Source organism: Enterobacter chuandaensis, from assembly GCF_003594915.1.
GTDB classification, from domain to species: Bacteria; Pseudomonadota; Gammaproteobacteria; order Enterobacterales; family Enterobacteriaceae; genus Enterobacter; species Enterobacter chuandaensis.
In genome coordinates this window covers 45,786-62,869 of sequence record NZ_QZCS01000013.1, presented here as the reverse complement: position 1 = coordinate 62,869, position 17,084 = coordinate 45,786, and the positions used below count along the sequence as shown (strand labels likewise).

Sequence of the window (17,084 nt, the reverse complement as noted above, 5' to 3'; positions counted from 1 at the left end):
ATGATTTTTGCCCGGAAGCTTACCGGGTCTACGGGATGGCGATTACCATTCCGCTACGCTGCCGTCCTCATGACGCCACAGTGGGTTACGCCAGTCCGGCGCATTTTTACTCAGCTCAATGACTTTGGCTTCGTCAATTTCCACGCCAAGGCCCGGCTTCGTTAACGGTTTAAAGAAACCGCCTTCCATGCAGAAGTCTTCTTTGTTTTTCACAAAATCAAGCAGTTCCGCGCCCTTGTTATAGTGAATTCCCATGCTCTGTTCCTGGAACACCGCGTTGCGGGAGACGAAATCGACGTGCAGACAGGCCGCCAGCGCAATCGGCCCGAGCGGGCAGTGCGGTGCCAGCGCCACATCGTAAGCTTCTGCCATCCCGGCAATTTTGTAGCACTCGGTGATGCCGCCCGCGTGAGAGAGGTCAGGCTGCAGGATCGCAATCCCGCCCGCTTCAAGCACGCGTTTAAACTCGAAGCGCGAGAACATACGTTCACCCGCCGCGATGGGAATGTGGGTCTGTTCAGCCAGTTTTGGATAGTATTCCGCCTGCTCGGCCAACACCGGCTCTTCGATAAACAGCGGGCGATACGGCTCCAGCTCTTTAATCAGCACTTTGGCCATCGGCGCGCTGACGCGGCCGTGGAAATCCAGGCCAAACTCAATTTCGTTGCCAAAGGCTTCACGGATTTGCGCCACGGTGTTGACCGCCCGGTCTACCGCACGCGAGTTGTCGATAACGCCCATCTCTTCGCAGCCGTTGAGCTTGAAGGTGTCAAAGCCGATGTTGCGCAGCTGCGTGATGCCGTCGATCACTTCCGCAGGACGGTCGCCGCCCACCCAGCTGTAGGCTTTGATTTTGTCGCGCACCAGGCCGCCCATGAGCTGCCAGACCGGCGCGTTCAGCACTTTACCTTTGATATCCCACAGCGCCTGGTCGATACCGGCGATGGCGCTCATCAGGATCGGACCACCGCGGTAGAAGCCCGCGCGGTACATCACCTGCCACAGGTCATTAATGCGCGCCGGATCCTGACCGATCAGGTATTCACCCAGCTCGTGCACCGCCGCTTCAACGGTGCGCGCGCGCCCTTCAATTACGGGTTCGCCCCAGCCTACTACTCCTTCATCGGTTTCGATTTTCAGGAACATCCAGCGCGGGGGTAAACGGTACGTGGTGAGTTTGGTTATTTTCATTTAACTGCCTCTCGATACGCTTTCACAAATGCTGCCGCCTGCTGTGCGGTACGTTCCACGGACTGTCCGGCGCGATAAAGATCGCTGCCCAGTCCGGCGCCCACACAGCCAGCGCTCATCCACTGACCCAGGTTTTCTGGCGTTACGCCGCCCACGGCAAAGACCGGCACGCTGGCGGGCAATACCGCTTTCAACGCCTTGATGTAGTCCGGTCCAAAAGCCGACGACGGGAAAATTTTGAGCGACTGCGCGCCCGCATCGAGGGCAGCAAAGGCTTCAGTGGCGGTGGCGCAGCCCGGGCAGACGGTCATGCCGTAACCCACCGCTCGGCGGATTACCTCAGGCTGAATATTGGGCGTGACGATAAGCCTGCAGCCCATCTTTGCCAGCCGATCGACCTGCTCAGGCTGTAACACGGTACCTGCGCCAATCAGCGCCTTATTGCCGAAGGCCTCCACCACGGCCGGAATGCTTTTTTCCCAATCGGGCGAGTTGAGCGGGATTTCCACCGCGTCGAATCCGGCGTCGATAACCGCGCCGACGTGGGCTAACGCCTCATCGGGCGTGATGCCGCGCAAAATTGCGATAAGGGGAAGATCAGTTTGCCACTGCATGAGCGATGCTCCTTATTCCTGCCTGAAATGCCGTGTCGCCGGATACCGTTGCAACATCACGCCCAACGGCGCGAAACGCCTGCTCGTAGCGCGACGTCAGCGATGCGCCTGCGACAATCGTGATGGCCTGCTCGTGCGCGATGAACTCACGCATGCTGGCGACCTCTGCGCCAATCAGCAGGCCGGAGAGAAACTCGCTGACCTGCTCGCGCGGGAGATTTCCCAACACGTGCGAGGCGCGAACCTCAAAAAGCTGCGGCAAAACGGCAGGGGAGGCAATCCCACGTTCAAGCCCGGCGGCAAACGCCTCTGGCGAGGGTTCCTGCTCAGGTAAACCGGCTCCCACCAGCGAATGGTTGAGCAGCAAATGGTGCAGTTCGCCGGTCATCACGGTGCGAAAATCGTGGATTTGCTCAGCGTCAGCCTGGACCCACTTGCAGTGCGTGCCGGGCATGACGTAGACAGAAGAAGGAGAAAGCGCGCGCGCGCCAAGCAGCTGCGTCTCTTCGCCGCGCATCACGTTGTGGTTATCGTCGCGGGAGACGCTCAAACCGGGAATAATCCAGATATTGTCGCCAACTGACGTTAACTGCTCACCAATGGCGGAGAAACGAGCGGGAACCGGCAGATAAGGCGCGATTTTCCAGCCTACGTTGCTGCCCACCATTCCCGCCATAACCACCGGCGTGGCACTGTCGCGCCAGTTTTGTGTGACCTCTGCTAACACCGCCTCGGGGGATTTACCGTTCAGGCGCGTGACGCCTGCTTCTGATTGCCTGCTCTCCAGGCACTGCTCGCCCTGGTACAGCCAGGCGCGCAGGTTGGTCGATCCCCAGTCAATGGCGATGTAGCGAGATGTCATGTGATTTCCTTTAGCCTTCGTGTCGAGCTGGCAATCATGGTTAGTGCCGCCTGCTCTGCCGCATCGCCGTCCTGATGCCGTATCGCATCGAACAGCGCTTTATGTTCCTGGAGCGTCTTCGGCATGTTGGCCTCATCGCCCATCCAGGTACGTTCAAATACCGCTCGCTGTAGCGAGCTGATCGCTACGCTAAGCTGCTGTAATACCGGGTTATGCACCGACTGCAGCACCGCTTCGTGGTAGCGAATGTCCGCCTCGTTAAACGCCTCCCGGTTCTGGTTATTGGCGATCATGTCGTTTAAAGCCGACTCAATCTGGGCCAAATCGCCGGAGGTTGCGCGTTCCGCCGCCCAGCGCGCAATTGCCGGTTCCACCAGGTTTCGAACTTCACTCATCGCGCCGATAAGCCGCGGGTCGTAGTCGTTTTCCAGCACCCACTGCAGCACGTCGGTATCGAGGTAGTTCCACTGGTTGCGCGGAGCGACAAACGCGCCGCGATAGCGTTTCATTTCAATCAGCCGCTTCGCCATCAGCGAGCGGAACACTTCCCGGATGATGTTGCGCGAGGTTTCAAACTCCTCACACAGTTCGGCCTCTGCCGGCAGCGGCGAACCGGGAACGTATTTTCCCCCCACAATCTGGGTGCCCAGCGTGATGACGATGCGATCGGTTTTATTGAGAGTCATGGAGAGTCCTTGTGCTCTGTATGTCCATCACTACTTTACCGCGACCGCTGAATTTCACCTCACTTTTGCAGTACAAACGTGAGGTGGTTCGTCTTTGCCCTGGCGACAATGTAGTACAATCAATTCATGTTGTACTACAATACAGATCACAAAAAGAACAATTCAATAAATTCAGCGCAAAAAAAAGCCCCGGTCGATAACCGAGGCTGATGATTTAAGCGCTTGTTACGACAGAACGAATTTCTCGATCGCCCAGGCAACGCCGTCTTCCAGGTTGGATTTGGTGACGAAGTTGGCCACCTCTTTCACCGACGGGATCGCGTTATCCATTGCCACGCCCACGCCTGCAAATTCAATCATCGCGATGTCGTTTTCCTGGTCACCCAGCGCCATGATCTCTTCCGGCTTAATCCCCAGCGCATCAGCGAGCGATTTCACGCCGGTGCCCTTATTGACGCGTTTATCGAGAATTTCGAGGAAGTACGGCGCACTTTTCAGCACGGTATACTTCTCTTTTACCTCTGCCGGAATGCGCGCGATGGCTTTATCCAGGATCTCCGGCTCGTCAATCATCATCACCTTCAGGAACTGCGTCGTAGGATCCATTTTCTCGGCTTCACAGAACACCAGCGGAATGGTCGCAACGTAGGATTCATGCACCGTGTAGTAGCTGATATCGCGGTTGGCGGTGTAGAGCGTATTGCGATCGAGCGCGTGGAAGTGGGAGCCCACTTCACGGGACAGTTTTTCGAGGAACAGGTAGTCATCATAGCTCAACGCAGTTTGCGCAACCGTACTGCCATCTGCGGCTTTCTGCACCAGCGCGCCGTTATAGGTGATGCAGTAGTCGCCCGGCTGATTCATGTGCAGTTCTTTCAGGTAGCTGTGCACGCCCGCATACGGACGCCCCGTGGTCAGAACCACATTCACGCCCTTCGCACGTGCGGCGGCGATCGCGTTTTTAACGGCAGGAGAGATAGTGTGGTCTGGCAGCAGCAGCGTACCGTCCATATCGATTGCAATAAGTTTGATAGCCATGAGTTCCCCGGGATAAATGAGTGCTGCCTCATGCTAACGCGATTAAGCCCACAAAAATAGAGCTATATTGCGCAACAGAATCCCCCCTTTTACGCTTATCCCGGGGAACAAAGGCTTACTCGCGGGTGAGAACGATTTTACCGAACGCGCCGCGATCGAGGTGTTCAAACGCCTGTTTAAGCTCGTCAAAGCGGTAGCGGCGTTCAATCACGGGTTTCAGCCCCGTCACATCCACGGCGCGGACGAAATCTTCCAGCGCCCGGCGGTGCCCCACGCCAATCCCCTGAATGACGGGGGATTTCAGCAGCAGCTCGCCAGCAGGTAACGAAATGTCCGTCCCGGCCAGCACGCCAATCACCGAGATACGTCCGTGAACGGCAACGGCGCGCAGGGAGTGCTTCAGGTTTTCGCCCCCCACGGTTTCAATAATATGGTCGATGCCGCGATCCTGCGTGAGCGCCAGCGTATCTTCTGCCCAGTCGCCTTTCAGCCGGTTGATGCCTTGGCTGGCCCCCAGCGTTTTGGCGAGCGCCAGTTTCTCATCGCTCCCCGAGGTGACAAATACCTCTGCCCCGTGCGCTTTTGCAATTTGCAGGGCGAATATCGCCACGCCGCCCGTCCCTTGTACAAGCACCGATTGCCCGGCGCGCAGCTGGCCGCGCTCCACCAGCGCAAACCAGGCGGTAAGCCCTGCGCAGGGAAGCGTGCTGGCTTCAGCGTCATCCAGAGTCTCCGGGGAGGCCACCAGCGCGTCTTCCTTCACAATCACATACTCGGCCAGCATTCCCTGGAAGTAGCCGCCGGACGTTTTATAGGGCAGATTACGCGCGTCCGCCTGCGGCTTACCGTCGATCCACTCAGGGAAGAAGGTTGAGATGACGCGTGCGCCGGGTTTGAAGCGCGTAACGCCTTCACCAATACTGTCCACCACGCCCGCCATGTCAGACGCCGGGGTAAAAGGGAAGGAAAGCGGGATCGGCATTGTGCCTTCAACAACCATTTTATCGCGATAGTTAAGCGCAACGGCATTCACCCGCACGCGGATCTCACCCGGGCCGGGCTGTGGAACAGGTTCCTGAATGAGCTTGAGGTTCTCGCGCCCGAGGGCATCCATGGACCAGCGTTGCATTGTCTCTGTCATTTTATTTCTCCTGCCATCAGATGAGCTTTAGTCCTGACAGTCTACCGTTGACTGATTATCACCAGTGGCGATAAGTTTTCTCTTTATTGACGCCAGAATAGATACAATCCATGTCCGATACGCTGAAGGATATTCCTGTTTTTGTGGCCGCCGTTGAGGCAGGAAGTTTTGCCCAGGCCGCTATCAGGCTGCATTTGTCGCGCTCAGCGGTGGGAAAAAGCATCGCTCGCCTCGAACAGCGATTGGGAGTGCGCCTTTTTCAACGCACCACCCGCAGCCAGAGGCTGACCGATAACGGCGCGCTTTTTTATGAACGCTGCCTTCGCGCGCTGGAGGAAATTCGTGGCGCGGAATCGCTGCTTGAAACCGGAAAACAGCAGGTCAGCGGCCGCCTGCGCGTTGCCATGCCGGTGCTGTTTGGCCGCCAGTGCGTCGCCCCGCTGCTGATCGCGCTGGCGCAGGAACACCCGGGGCTTGAGCTTGAAATGTCATTCAGCGACCGCGTGGTGGATCTGGTCGAGGAAGGCTTCGATATGGCGGTGCGCAACGGCACGCTGCAGGACAGCAGCGTGCTGGTGGCCAGAAAGCTGGGAGAGCACCGCATGGTGCTGTGCGCCGCGCCGGAGTATCTGCTGAAGAAGGGCCAGCCGCAAAGGGTGGATGATTTACCCGAGCATACGGCCATTAACTATCTGCGCGCAGGCAGAGTGTTGTCCTGGCAACTGATGGATGACGAAGGGACGTCGCACACCTTTACTCCCCGTTCCTCACTCAATATGGATGACTTACAGGCTATTTGCGACGCTGCGCTGGCCGGACACGGCATTGCATGGCTGCCGTGCTGGATGGTCGTTAAAGATATTCACCAGGGTAAACTCGTCCCGCTCTTAAAGCAGGCACCGGATGTGCATTTCAACGTTCATGCCGTCTGGCAGCAGACGCCGCACCTGCCGCTGAGGGTAAGAATAGCGATAGATACGCTGGCGAGCCGTTTACCGTCCGTGATGTCGCTGGATATGCCTGCGCCCACAAAAAAGCCGCGCTAAAAGCGCGGCCAGTTATCATGCAGTATAACGACGATTAAATATCGATATTTGCCGCTTTCAGCGCGTTCTCTTCGATGAAGGCACGACGTGGTTCTACCGCATCGCCCATCAGGGTCGTGAACAGCTGGTCGGCAGCAATCGCGTCTTTCACGGTGACGCGCAGCATGCGGCGGCTTTCCGGATCCATGGTGGTTTCCCACAGCTGATCCGGGTTCATTTCGCCCAGACCTTTATAACGCTGGATAGAGAGGCCGCGACGGGACTCTTTCACCAGCCAGTCCAGCGCCTGCTCGAAGCTGGCTACCGGCTGACGACGTTCGCCACGTTCGATGAACGCATCATCTTCGATCAGGCCGCGCAGCTTCTCGCCGAGCGTGCAGATACGGCGGTATTCCGGGCCGGTTACAAATTCGTGCTCCAGCGGGTAGTCGGTGTCGACGCCGTGAGTACGCACGCGAACAATCGGCTCAAACTGCTGTGCCGCATTCTGCTGAACGTCGAACTTCCACTGGCTGCCGTGCTGCTCTTTCTCGTTCAGCTCGCTCACCAGGGTGTTCACCCAGCGGGTCACGGTCTGCTCGTTGCTCAGATCGGCTTCGGTCAGGGTTGGCTGATAGACCAGTTCCTTCAGCAGCGTTTTCGGATAACGGCGTTCCATACGCGTAATCATTTTCTGCGTGGCGTTAAACTCGGAGACCAGACGCTCCAGCGGCTCACCGGCCAGTGCAGGGGCGTGCGAGTTCGCGTGCAGGGTCGCACCGTCAAGGGCGATCGCGATTTGGTACTGATCCATCGCGTCGTCGTCTTTAATATACTGTTCTTGCTTGCCTTTCTTCACTTTGTACAGCGGCGGCTGTGCAATGTAGACGTGGCCACGCTCAACGATTTCAGGCATCTGACGATAGAAGAAGGTCAACAGCAGCGTACGAATGTGCGAGCCGTCGACGTCCGCATCGGTCATGATGATGATGCTGTGATAGCGCAGCTTGTCCGGGTTGTACTCATCGCGACCAATGCCGCAGCCCAGCGCGGTGATGAGCGTCGCCACTTCCTGAGAAGAGAGCATCTTGTCGAAGCGCGCTTTCTCAACGTTGAGGATTTTACCCTTCAACGGCAGAATCGCCTGGTTCTTACGGTTACGGCCCTGCTTCGCAGAACCGCCCGCGGAGTCCCCTTCCACGAGGTACAGTTCGGACAGCGCCGGGTCGCGTTCCTGACAGTCAGCCAGCTTGCCCGGCAGGCCAGCCAGGTCCAGCGCGCCTTTACGGCGGGTCATTTCGCGGGCTTTACGCGCCGCTTCACGGGCACGCGCCGCATCAATAATTTTGCCCACAACGATTTTCGCGTCGTTCGGGTTTTCCAGCAGGTATTCGCTCAGCAGTTCGTTCATCTGCTGTTCAACCGCGGATTTCACCTCGGAAGAGACCAGCTTGTCTTTAGTCTGTGAGGAGAACTTCGGATCCGGCACCTTCACGGAGACCACGGCAATCAGGCCTTCACGGGCGTCGTCACCGGTGGCGCTGACTTTCGCTTTTTTGCTGTAGCCTTCTTTATCCATGTAGGCGTTCAGGGTACGGGTCATCGCCGCGCGGAAGCCCGCAAGGTGCGTACCGCCGTCGCGCTGTGGAATGTTGTTGGTGAAGCAGTAAATGTTTTCCTGGAAACCGTCGTTCCACTGGAGCGCCACTTCTACGCCGATACCGTCTTTTTCGGTGGAGAAGTAGAAGATATTCGGGTGAATTGGCGTTTTGTTCTTGTTCAGATACTCAACGAACGCCTTGATACCGCCTTCGTAGTGGAAGTGGTCTTCTTTGTTGTCGCGTTTGTCGCGCAGGCGAATAGAGACGCCGGAATTCAGGAACGACAGTTCACGCAGGCGCTTCGCCAGGATGTCGTACTCGAATTCGGTGACGTTGGTGAAGGTTTCAAGGCTCGGCCAGAAACGCACCATGGTACCGGTTTTCTCGGTATCGCCGGTAACGGCCAGCGGGGCTTCAGGCACGCCGTGCTGGTAGATCTGACGGTGAATTTTGCCTTCGCGCTGGATAACCAGCTCCAGCTTCTGCGACAGGGCGTTTACTACGGAAACGCCTACGCCGTGCAGGCCGCCGGAAACTTTATAGGAGTTATCATCGAACTTACCGCCTGCGTGCAGCACGGTCATGATCACTTCCGCAGCAGAGACGCCCTCTTCCGGGTGAATACCGGTCGGGATGCCACGGCCATCATCGGTGACGGAGACGGAGTTGTCCGCATGGATGGTGACCACGATGTCTTTACAGTGACCCGCGAGCGCTTCGTCGATAGCGTTATCTACCACCTCGAATACCATGTGGTGCAGACCGGTGCCGTCATCCGTGTCGCCGATATACATACCCGGGCGCTTACGCACCGCATCCAGCCCTTTCAGGACTTTGATACTGGAGGAGTCATAAGAATTCGACATCAACGTTTCTCGCTCATTTCAACTTGGGTTAATCCGTTATTTTACCCTTTTCCACGGTAAACATCTTCGAATTTTCGTCCGACATGTCCATAACGTGTTCAGCGCTAATGGCGCTGACGAAAACCTGCGACTGCGTGGCTTTTAAGCGGCTGGCAAGCAGCCCGCGCCGCGCGTCGTCAAGTTCCGAGGCAAAATCATCTATCAGGTACAGGCAGCGCCGTCCGCTCTCGCGGGTGAGGAACTCCCCCTGCGCCAGGCGCAGCGCGCACATCAGGAGCTTGAGCTGCCCGCGCGACAGCGTGTCTTCCACCGGCGCACCGTCGGCACGAATGCGGAAATCCGCCTTGTGCGGGCCGTGCGCGGTGTAGGTCAACATGCGGTCGCGCTCGAAGCTTCTCTCTAACACCTCGGCATAATCCGTCTCTTTCTCCCAGCCGCGCTGGAAGGAAAAGGTGAGAGAGAACTCGGGTAAAAACTGTTTGCAGGTGTCGGCCATATCTTCGGCAATACCCGCGCTGTATTCGGCACGCCAACGGCTGATTTGTTCCGCGAGAGGAATTAACTCCATATCCCACGGACGCAGCTGGGCGTAACGGGTCACCTGGCGCAGTGCAGCGTTACGCTGCTTGAGCAGACGCTTCAGGTTGCTCCAGGCGTTAAAGAAACCGGCTTCATTGTGAAAGCATCCCCAGTCGAGGAACGCTCTTCTGTATTTGGGGCCGCCGTTGAGTAAAGTAAACCCCTCGGGCGTAATCAGCTGCATCGGCATCAGCAGCGCCAGCTCCGCCACCTTGTGGCCGTCGGTGCCGTCGATGCGCACCTTGCTGTCGCCCTGCTTGTCTTTGGTCAGGCCGATGGCGGTTTCTCGCTCCGCCCCCTGCAAACGCCCGTGCAGAACAAAGGATTCCTGCTCGTGGCGAATGACGCGACCAATCTGCAAACTGCGAAACGCCCGGCCGTGGCCGAGCGTATAGATGGCTTCCAGCACGCTGGTTTTGCCGCTGCCGTTCGCGCCAACCAGAAAGTTAAAGCCGGGGGATAAAGCGAGATCCGCGCTTTCGATATTGCGAAAGTCGCGGATCAACAGACGGGTGAGCGACATTACAGTCTCATTGGCATGACAACATAAGCAGCCGACTGTGATGCGGCATCTTCAATCTGTACGCTCGAAACGGAGTCAGTCAGCAGAATGCGTACGTTCTCGCATTTCAGTGCATTGAGCACATCCAGCACGTAGCTGACGTTAAAGCCGATTTCCATCTCAGCCCCGGCGTAGGTGACGTCCAGAATCTCTTCTGCCTCTTCCTGCTCCGGGTTGTTAGCGGTGATTTTGATCTGGTTTTCACTCACGTACAGGCGCACGCCGCGGAATTTCTCGTTGGAGAGAATAGCCGCACGTGCAAAGGCCTGCTTGAGGCTATCGCAGCCCGCTTCCAGCGTTTTGTCCGGGTTCTTCGGCAACACGCGGCGATAATCCGGGAAACGACCGTCAACCAGCTTCGAGGTGAAGACAAAATCGCCCACGTGCGCGCGGATGTTGTTGCTGCCGATCTGCACGCGCAGCGGCGTGTCGCCACCGTCGAGCATACGCATCAGCTCAATCACCCCTTTACGCGGCACGATCACCGAATGGTTTGGCAGCGAATCGCCAATCGGCATGGAACAGACCGCCAGACGGTGGCCGTCAGTCGCGACGGTACGCAGCTCTTCACCTTCGGTTTCGAACAGCATGCCGTTTAAGTAGTAACGCACGTCCTGATGCGCCATGGAGAACTGCGTGGCTTCAATCAGGCGCTTCATCGTCGCCTGTGGCAGGGTGAATTCAACTTCGCTCTGCCAGTCGTCCAGGTTCGGGAAGTCCGCAGCTGGCAGCGTGGAGAGCGAGAAACGGCTGCGGCCAGAGCGCACCAGCATACGGTCGCCTTCCAGCTGCACGGCGATTTCAGCGCCTTCCGGCAGCCCGCGGCAGATATCAAAGAATTTACGTGCAGGAACCGTGGTCGCGCCCGCGTCGTGCGGCTGAGTCAGCGTAACGCGCGCGATCATTTCCATTTCCAGGTCTGTGCCGGTCAGCGACAGCGTACCGTCCGCGACCTGAAGCAACAGGTTTCCGAGAATAGGCAGCGTTGGGCGGCCGCCTAATGGGCCACTCACCTGTTGCAGCGGTTTTAATAAATGTTCACGTTCAACGGTAAATTTCATAGCGTCACGATGATAATGTTCTGATTAGATTGGAAAAATCTTCTTTTATGTCGTGGCTTTCTTCGCGTAACTGCTCAATCTTACGACAAGCGTGCAGCACGGTCGTATGGTCACGGCCACCAAACGCATCGCCGATTTCCGGCAGACTGTGGTTGGTTAACTCCTTTGCCAGCGCCATCGCCATCTGACGCGGACGCGCCACCGAGCGGGAACGACGTTTAGACAGTAAATCTGCCACTTTGATCTTGTAGTACTCAGCCACCGTCTTTTGAATATTGTCGATGGTGACCAGTTTTTCCTGCAATGCCAACAAATCACGCAGTGCTTCACGCACAAAATCGATGGTGATCGCACGACCGGTGAAGTTGGCATTGGCGATAACGCGGTTCAGCGCCCCTTCCAGCTCACGCACGTTGGAGCGCAGACGCTTGGCAATGAAGAAAGCCACTTCACCCGGCAGGCGGATGTCGTTCTCATCGGCTTTCTTCATCAGGATCGCGACGCGGGTTTCCAGCTCCGGTGGCTCGATCGCCACGGTCAGGCCCCAGCCGAAGCGGGATTTCAGACGATCTTCAACACCGTTGATCTCTTTTGGATAACGATCCGAGGTCAAAATGATCTGCTGATTGCCTTCCAGCAGGGCGTTGAAGGTGTGGAAAAATTCTTCCTGCGATCGTTCTTTATTAGCAAAGAACTGGATGTCATCGATCAGCAGCGCGTCAACGGAACGGTAGTAGCGTTTAAACTCTTCGATCGCATTGTTTTGCAGGGCTTTTACCATGTCCTGAACGAAGCGCTCGGAGTGCATATACACCACTTTCGCGTTGGGCTTGCGCGCCATAATGCCGTTACCCACCGCATGCAACAGGTGCGTTTTACCCAGACCCGTGCCGCCATACAGGAACAGCGGGTTGTAGGCCCCGCCGGGGTTATCGGCAACCTGACGGGCCGCCGCGCGCGCCAGCTGGTTCGACTTACCTTCAACAAAGTTATCGAACGTGTGCTTCACGTTAACGTTAGAACGATAGGTGGGCTCAGCGGGCGCAGGGACGTTATCCCAGCCCTGACGAGCAGGTGCGACGCGAGGCGCCGGAGCCGGAACAGCCTGAGCGGGCGCGGTGACGTTCACGGTTTCACGAACGGTTTGGGTGACCGGCTTTGTGCCCACTTCAAAACGCAGCTGTGGAACATCTGACCCGCAGAAATCGTTCAGCAGGCCATTGATGTTATTGAGGTACTTGTCTCTTACCCAATCGAGCACAAAACGGTTTGGCGCATACAAAGCCAGCGTGTTATCGCTCAGCTCCGCCTGCAACGGGCGGATCCACATACTGAATTCTGTGGCTGGTAACTCATCCTGCAATCGGGCAAGACACTGCTGCCAAAGCGAAAGTGACACGGCGGACTCCACTCGAACAATAAAAGAAAACTATTGAATATTCATGATTGTTGGCGCACATCGACATGACCCTGTGTAAAGGGGGACGTGCGAATTGCTATCTGCAATTTATCCTGACCAGGATCCTGGGATCCCGATCGGGACCGCGGATCATAGCGTAAACTGAGCCAGAGATCTTCTGTTTCTCACAGATTCTTCCCGATTTATCCACAGGAAGATCCGAAACCGGGTAAGTGTAAACGATCCTGGCGCGAGTGCCCCGCGATTTAGCCCGCATATTGGAAAATTTAATGAGCAGCGACAATTTATTGCTTAAATGATCTAACGAAGATCCGGGACGATCCTTGCGCTTTGTTGGCGAGGCCGTATAATCCTCGACCCGGCGCGTGATGCTCATCTTCCTGCGTCGTCCGTTGCTCATTTTCCACGCGAAATCGTGCGGAAATACGCGGGAAATAAGGAAAGAGAATTGACTCCGGAGTGTACAATTATTACAATCCGGCCTCTTTAATCACCCACGGCTTCGGCGTCCGTCATTCGAAACTCGGTCGGGCATCCGCAAAAGTCATGAATTTTTTCAAGTTTAGGTAGAAATCGCCATGAAACGCACTTTTCAACCGTCTGTACTGAAGCGCAACCGTTCTCACGGCTTCCGTGCTCGTATGGCTACTAAAAATGGTCGTCAGGTTCTGGCACGTCGTCGTGCTAAAGGCCGCGCTCGTCTGACCGTTTCCAAGTAATAAAGCTAACCCCTGAGTGGTTAAGCTAGCATTTCCCAGGGAGTTACGTTTGTTAACTCCCACTCATTTCACTTTCGTCTTCCAGCAGCCACAACGGGCTGGCACGCCGCAAATCACCATCCTCGGCCGCCAAAATTCGCTGGGGCATCCCCGCATCGGTCTCACAGTCGCTAAGAAAAACGTTAAGCGAGCGCATGAACGCAACCGGATTAAACGTCTGACGCGTGAAAGCTTCCGTTTACGTCAGCACGAACTGCCTTCAATGGATTTCGTGGTGGTGGCTAAAAAAGGGGTTGCCGACCTCGATAACCGTGCTCTCTCGGAAGCGTTGGAAAAATTATGGCGCCGCCACTGTCGCCTGGCTCACGGGTCCTGATAGCCCTCATTCGGGTCTATCAACGCCTGATTAGTCCGCTACTCGGGCCGCACTGCCGTTTCACACCAACATGCTCAAGCTACGGAATTGAGGCATTGCGCAGGTTTGGAGTGATAAAAGGCAGTTGGTTGACGGTGAAACGCGTATTAAAATGCCACCCTTTACACCCCGGTGGAGACGACCCCGTCCCCCCAGGACCCTTTGATACCAGAGAACACTAACGATGGATTCGCAACGCAATCTTCTTATCATCGCTTTGTTGTTCGTGTCTTTCATGATCTGGCAGGCATGGGAGCAGGATAAAAATCCTCAACCCCAGCAGCAGACCACGCAGACTACGACCACCGCAACGGGTAGCGCCGCCGATCAGGGCGTACCGGCCAGTGGCCAGGGGAAACAGATTACGGTTAAGACCGATGTGCTTGAGCTGACTATCAACACCCGTGGTGGTGATGTTGAGCAGGCGCTGCTGTTGACCTACCCGAAAGAGCTGAAGTCTACCGAACCGTTCCAGTTACTGGAAACCACGCCTGAGTTTATCTACCAGGCGCAGAGCGGCCTGACCGGTCGTGATGGCCCGGATAACCCGGCTAACGGTGCGCGTCCACTGTACAACGTCGAGAAAGATACTTTCGTACTGGCTGACGGTCAGAACGAAATCGCTATCCCGATGACCTACACCGACGCGGCAGGCAACACCTTCACCAAAACCTTCACCCTGAAACGCGGTGAGTATGCGGTGAACGTGGGCTACAGCGTACAGAATACCGGCGCGAAACCGCTGGAACTGTCTACCTTTGGTCAGCTGAAGCAGTCCATCAATCTGCCGTCTCACCGTGACACCGGAAGCAGCAACTTTGCGCTGCATACCTTCCGTGGCGCGGCGTACTCCACGCCTGACGCGAAGTATGAGAAATACAAATTCGACACCATTGCCGATAACGAAAACCTGAATGTCAGCTCCAAAGGCGGTTGGGTAGCAATGCTGCAGCAGTATTTCGCGACTGCATGGATCCCAAATAACGACGGTACCAACAACTTCTATACCGCGAACCTGGGTAACGGTCTTGCCGCTATCGGCTACAAATCTCAGCCGGTTCTGGTTCAGCCGGGTCAAACCGGTAACCTGGCAAGCACCCTGTGGGTCGGCCCGGAAATCCAGGATAAAATGGCTGCCGTTGCACCGCACCTGGATCTGACCGTTGATTACGGCTGGTTGTGGTTCATCTCTCAGCCGCTGTTTAAGCTGCTGAAGTTCATCCACAGCTTCCTGGGTAACTGGGGCTTCTCCATCATCGTTATCACCTTCATCGTGCGTGGCATCATGTACCCGCTGACTAAAGCGCAGTACACCTCCATGGCGAAGATGCGCATGCTGCAGCCGAAGATTCAGGCGATGCGTGAGCGTCTGGGCGATGACAAACAGCGTCAGAGCCAGGAGATGATGGCCCTGTATAAAGCAGAGAAAGTTAACCCACTGGGTGGTTGCTTCCCGCTGCTGATTCAGATGCCAATCTTCCTTGCGCTGTACTACATGCTGATGGGTTCCGTTGAGCTGCGCCACGCGCCGTTCGCCCTGTGGATCCATGACCTGTCCGCACAAGACCCGTACTACATCCTGCCGATCCTGATGGGCGTGACGATGTTCTTCATCCAGAAGATGTCGCCGACCACCGTGACCGACCCGATGCAGCAGAAGATCATGACCTTTATGCCGGTTATCTTCACCGTGTTCTTCCTGTGGTTCCCGTCAGGTCTGGTGCTGTACTATATCGTCAGCAACCTGGTGACCATCATCCAGCAGCAGCTGATTTACCGTGGTCTGGAAAAACGTGGCCTGCATAGCCGCGAAAAGAAAAAGTCCTGATTCGGTAAGTTAACGCTAAAATAAGGGCGGTCGATTGACCGCCTTTTTTATTTGTATTGAACGAGAGCAACCATGAGCCATAACGACACTATCGTCGCCCAGGCAACCCCACCGGGACGCGGTGGTGTAGGCATTCTGCGTATCTCCGGCCTGAAGGCGCGCGAGGTGGCCGAAGCGGTGCTGGGTAAACTGCCAAAGCCGCGCTACGCTGATTACCTGCCGTTTAAAGATGCCGACGGCACGCCGCTGGACCAGGGCATTGCGCTGTGGTTCCCCGGCCCGAACTCCTTCACCGGCGAAGACGTGCTGGAGCTGCAGGGCCACGGCGGCCCGGTCATCCTCGACCTGCTGTTAAAACGTATTCTGACCCTGCCCGGCCTGCGCATTGCGAAGCCGGGCGAGTTCTCCGAGCGTGCTTTCCTCAACGACAAGCTCGACCTGGCGCAGGCCGAAGCGATTGCAGACCTGATCGACGCCAGTTCGGAACAGGCGGCCCGCTCCGCCCTGAACTCGTTACAGGGCGCGTTTTCCGCGCGCGTGAATCACCTTGTGGAAGCACTTACTCACCTCAGAATCTACGTGGAAGCGGCTATCGACTTCCCGGATGAGGAGATCGACTTCCTTTCTGACGGCAAAATCGAAGCCCAGCTCAACCAGGTGATGAACGATCTCGATGCCGTTCGCGCCGAAGCGCGTCAGGGAAGCCTGCTGCGTGAAGGGATGAAGGTCGTCATTGCTGGTCGCCCGAACGCCGGGAAATCGAGCCTGCTGAACGCCCTTGCGGGCCGTGAAGCGGCGATCGTCACCGACATAGCCGGCACCACCCGCGACGTGCTGCGCGAGCATATCCACATCGACGGGATGCCGCTGCACATTATCGACACCGCCGGTCTGCGCGATGCCAGCGACGAAGTGGAACGCATCGGTATTGAACGCGCCTGGCAGGAGATCGAGCAGGCCGACCGCGTGCTGTTTATGGTGGACGGCACCACGACCGACGCCGTTGACCCGGCGGAGATCTGGCCAGACTTTATTGCCCGTCTGCCGGCTAAGCTGCCGATCACCGTGGTGCGTAACAAAGCAGACGTTACCGGCGAAACGCTGGGTATCAGCGATGTGAATGGTCACTCACTGATTCGCCTGTCGGCGCGTACCGGTGAAGGCGTGGACGATCTGCGTAACCACCTCAAGCAGAGCATGGGCTTTGATACCAGCATGGAAGGCGGTTTCCTGGCGCGTCGTCGCCACCTGCAGGCGCTGGAAGAGGCGGCACGCCATCTTGACCAGGGCAAAGCGCAACTGATTGGCGCGTGGGCGGGTGAACTTCTGGCGGAAGAGCTGCGCCTGGCGCAGCAGAATCTAAGCGAGATCACCGGAGAGTTTACGTCGGACGATCTGCTGGGCAGGATTTTCTCGAGCTTCTGTATTGGTAAATAGTTTCCGCTAATTCATGGTGATTTCCTCTCAGGAAATCAC

16 protein-coding genes are annotated in these 17,084 nt (G+C 56.8%); 6 read left to right on the top strand and 10 right to left on the bottom strand.

All coding sequences use genetic code 11. The features are described 5' to 3' along the window. Positions 1–42 precede the first annotated feature (42 nt). The 6 genes from dgoD to D5066_RS17845 form a co-directional block, all read right to left on the bottom strand. Entirely contained in the window at positions 43–1,191 is a 1,149-nt protein-coding gene (dgoD, locus tag D5066_RS17870; RefSeq protein WP_028014940.1) for a galactonate dehydratase, read from the bottom strand. Further along, positions 1,188–1,805, bottom strand: a complete 618-nt coding sequence (locus D5066_RS17865; protein ID WP_119916720.1) for a 2-dehydro-3-deoxy-6-phosphogalactonate aldolase — start codon at positions 1,803–1,805, stop codon at positions 1,188–1,190. The genes dgoD and D5066_RS17865 overlap by 4 nt, the downstream gene beginning before the upstream one ends. Continuing rightward, positions 1,789–2,667 (bottom strand): 2-dehydro-3-deoxygalactonokinase, encoded by an 879-nt coding sequence (locus tag D5066_RS17860; protein ID WP_119916717.1) that lies wholly within the window; start codon positions 2,665–2,667, stop codon positions 1,789–1,791. Before D5066_RS17860 ends, D5066_RS17865 begins: the two co-directional genes overlap by 17 nt. Beyond that, entirely contained in the window at positions 2,664–3,353 is a 690-nt protein-coding gene (gene dgoR / locus D5066_RS17855; protein ID WP_003861109.1) for a D-galactonate utilization transcriptional regulator DgoR, read from the bottom strand. Before dgoR ends, D5066_RS17860 begins: the two co-directional genes overlap by 4 nt. Before the next feature lie 225 nt (positions 3,354–3,578). Continuing rightward, on the bottom strand, positions 3,579–4,391 hold the full coding sequence (gene yidA / locus D5066_RS17850) for a sugar-phosphatase (RefSeq protein WP_119916716.1): 813 nt from the start codon (positions 4,389–4,391) through the stop codon (positions 3,579–3,581). A 115-nt stretch (positions 4,392–4,506) separates the two neighbouring features. Further along, positions 4,507–5,532, bottom strand: a complete 1,026-nt coding sequence (locus tag D5066_RS17845) for a zinc-dependent alcohol dehydrogenase family protein (protein WP_119916715.1) — start codon at positions 5,530–5,532, stop codon at positions 4,507–4,509. A 110-nt stretch (positions 5,533–5,642) separates the two neighbouring features. Between D5066_RS17845 and D5066_RS17840 the strand changes: the two genes are divergently transcribed. Then, on the top strand, positions 5,643–6,578 hold the full coding sequence (locus D5066_RS17840) for a LysR family transcriptional regulator (protein WP_119916713.1): 936 nt from the start codon (positions 5,643–5,645) through the stop codon (positions 6,576–6,578). 34 nt (positions 6,579–6,612) lie between these two features. On the opposite strand, the gene gyrB is transcribed toward D5066_RS17840, so the two are convergent. The 4 genes from gyrB to dnaA are packed head-to-tail and all read right to left on the bottom strand — an operon-like array spanning position 6,613 to position 12,625. Beyond that, a complete protein-coding gene (gyrB, locus tag D5066_RS17835) occupies positions 6,613–9,024 on the bottom strand; it encodes a DNA topoisomerase (ATP-hydrolyzing) subunit B (protein WP_119916712.1) in 2,412 nt (803 codons plus the stop codon). A gap of 28 nt (positions 9,025–9,052) precedes the next feature. Then, complete coding sequence (recF, locus tag D5066_RS17830) at positions 9,053–10,126, bottom strand: DNA replication/repair protein RecF (RefSeq protein ID WP_045260850.1); 1,074 nt, start codon at positions 10,124–10,126, stop codon at positions 9,053–9,055. Next, positions 10,126–11,226 (bottom strand): DNA polymerase III subunit beta, encoded by a 1,101-nt coding sequence (gene dnaN / locus D5066_RS17825; protein ID WP_008500170.1) that lies wholly within the window; start codon positions 11,224–11,226, stop codon positions 10,126–10,128. Before dnaN ends, recF begins: the two co-directional genes overlap by 1 nt. 4 nt (positions 11,227–11,230) lie before the next feature. Continuing rightward, a complete protein-coding gene (gene dnaA / locus D5066_RS17820) occupies positions 11,231–12,625 on the bottom strand; it encodes a chromosomal replication initiator protein DnaA (RefSeq protein ID WP_119916710.1) in 1,395 nt (464 codons plus the stop codon). Between the two features lie 599 nt (positions 12,626–13,224). Here dnaA and rpmH point away from each other — a divergent pair. From rpmH to mnmE, 5 genes are all read left to right on the top strand, one after another. Continuing rightward, entirely contained in the window at positions 13,225–13,365 is a 141-nt protein-coding gene (gene rpmH / locus D5066_RS17810) for a 50S ribosomal protein L34 (protein ID WP_000831330.1), read from the top strand. Between the two features lie 16 nt (positions 13,366–13,381). Next, positions 13,382–13,741: a ribonuclease P protein component gene (gene rnpA, locus D5066_RS17805; RefSeq protein ID WP_014072458.1), complete on the top strand. Its 360-nt coding sequence runs from the start codon at positions 13,382–13,384 to the stop codon at positions 13,739–13,741. Next, positions 13,705–13,962: a membrane protein insertion efficiency factor YidD gene (gene yidD / locus D5066_RS17800; protein ID WP_001307474.1), complete on the top strand. Its 258-nt coding sequence runs from the start codon at positions 13,705–13,707 to the stop codon at positions 13,960–13,962. The genes rnpA and yidD overlap by 37 nt, the downstream gene beginning before the upstream one ends. A gap of 2 nt (positions 13,963–13,964) precedes the next feature. Further along, on the top strand, positions 13,965–15,608 hold the full coding sequence (yidC, locus tag D5066_RS17795; RefSeq protein ID WP_119916708.1) for a membrane protein insertase YidC: 1,644 nt from the start codon (positions 13,965–13,967) through the stop codon (positions 15,606–15,608). A 72-nt stretch (positions 15,609–15,680) separates the two neighbouring features. Then, positions 15,681–17,045, top strand: coding sequence for a tRNA uridine-5-carboxymethylaminomethyl(34) synthesis GTPase MnmE (gene mnmE, locus D5066_RS17790; RefSeq protein WP_048961460.1), 1,365 nt, complete (start codon positions 15,681–15,683; stop codon positions 17,043–17,045). Positions 17,046–17,084 lie beyond the last annotated feature (39 nt).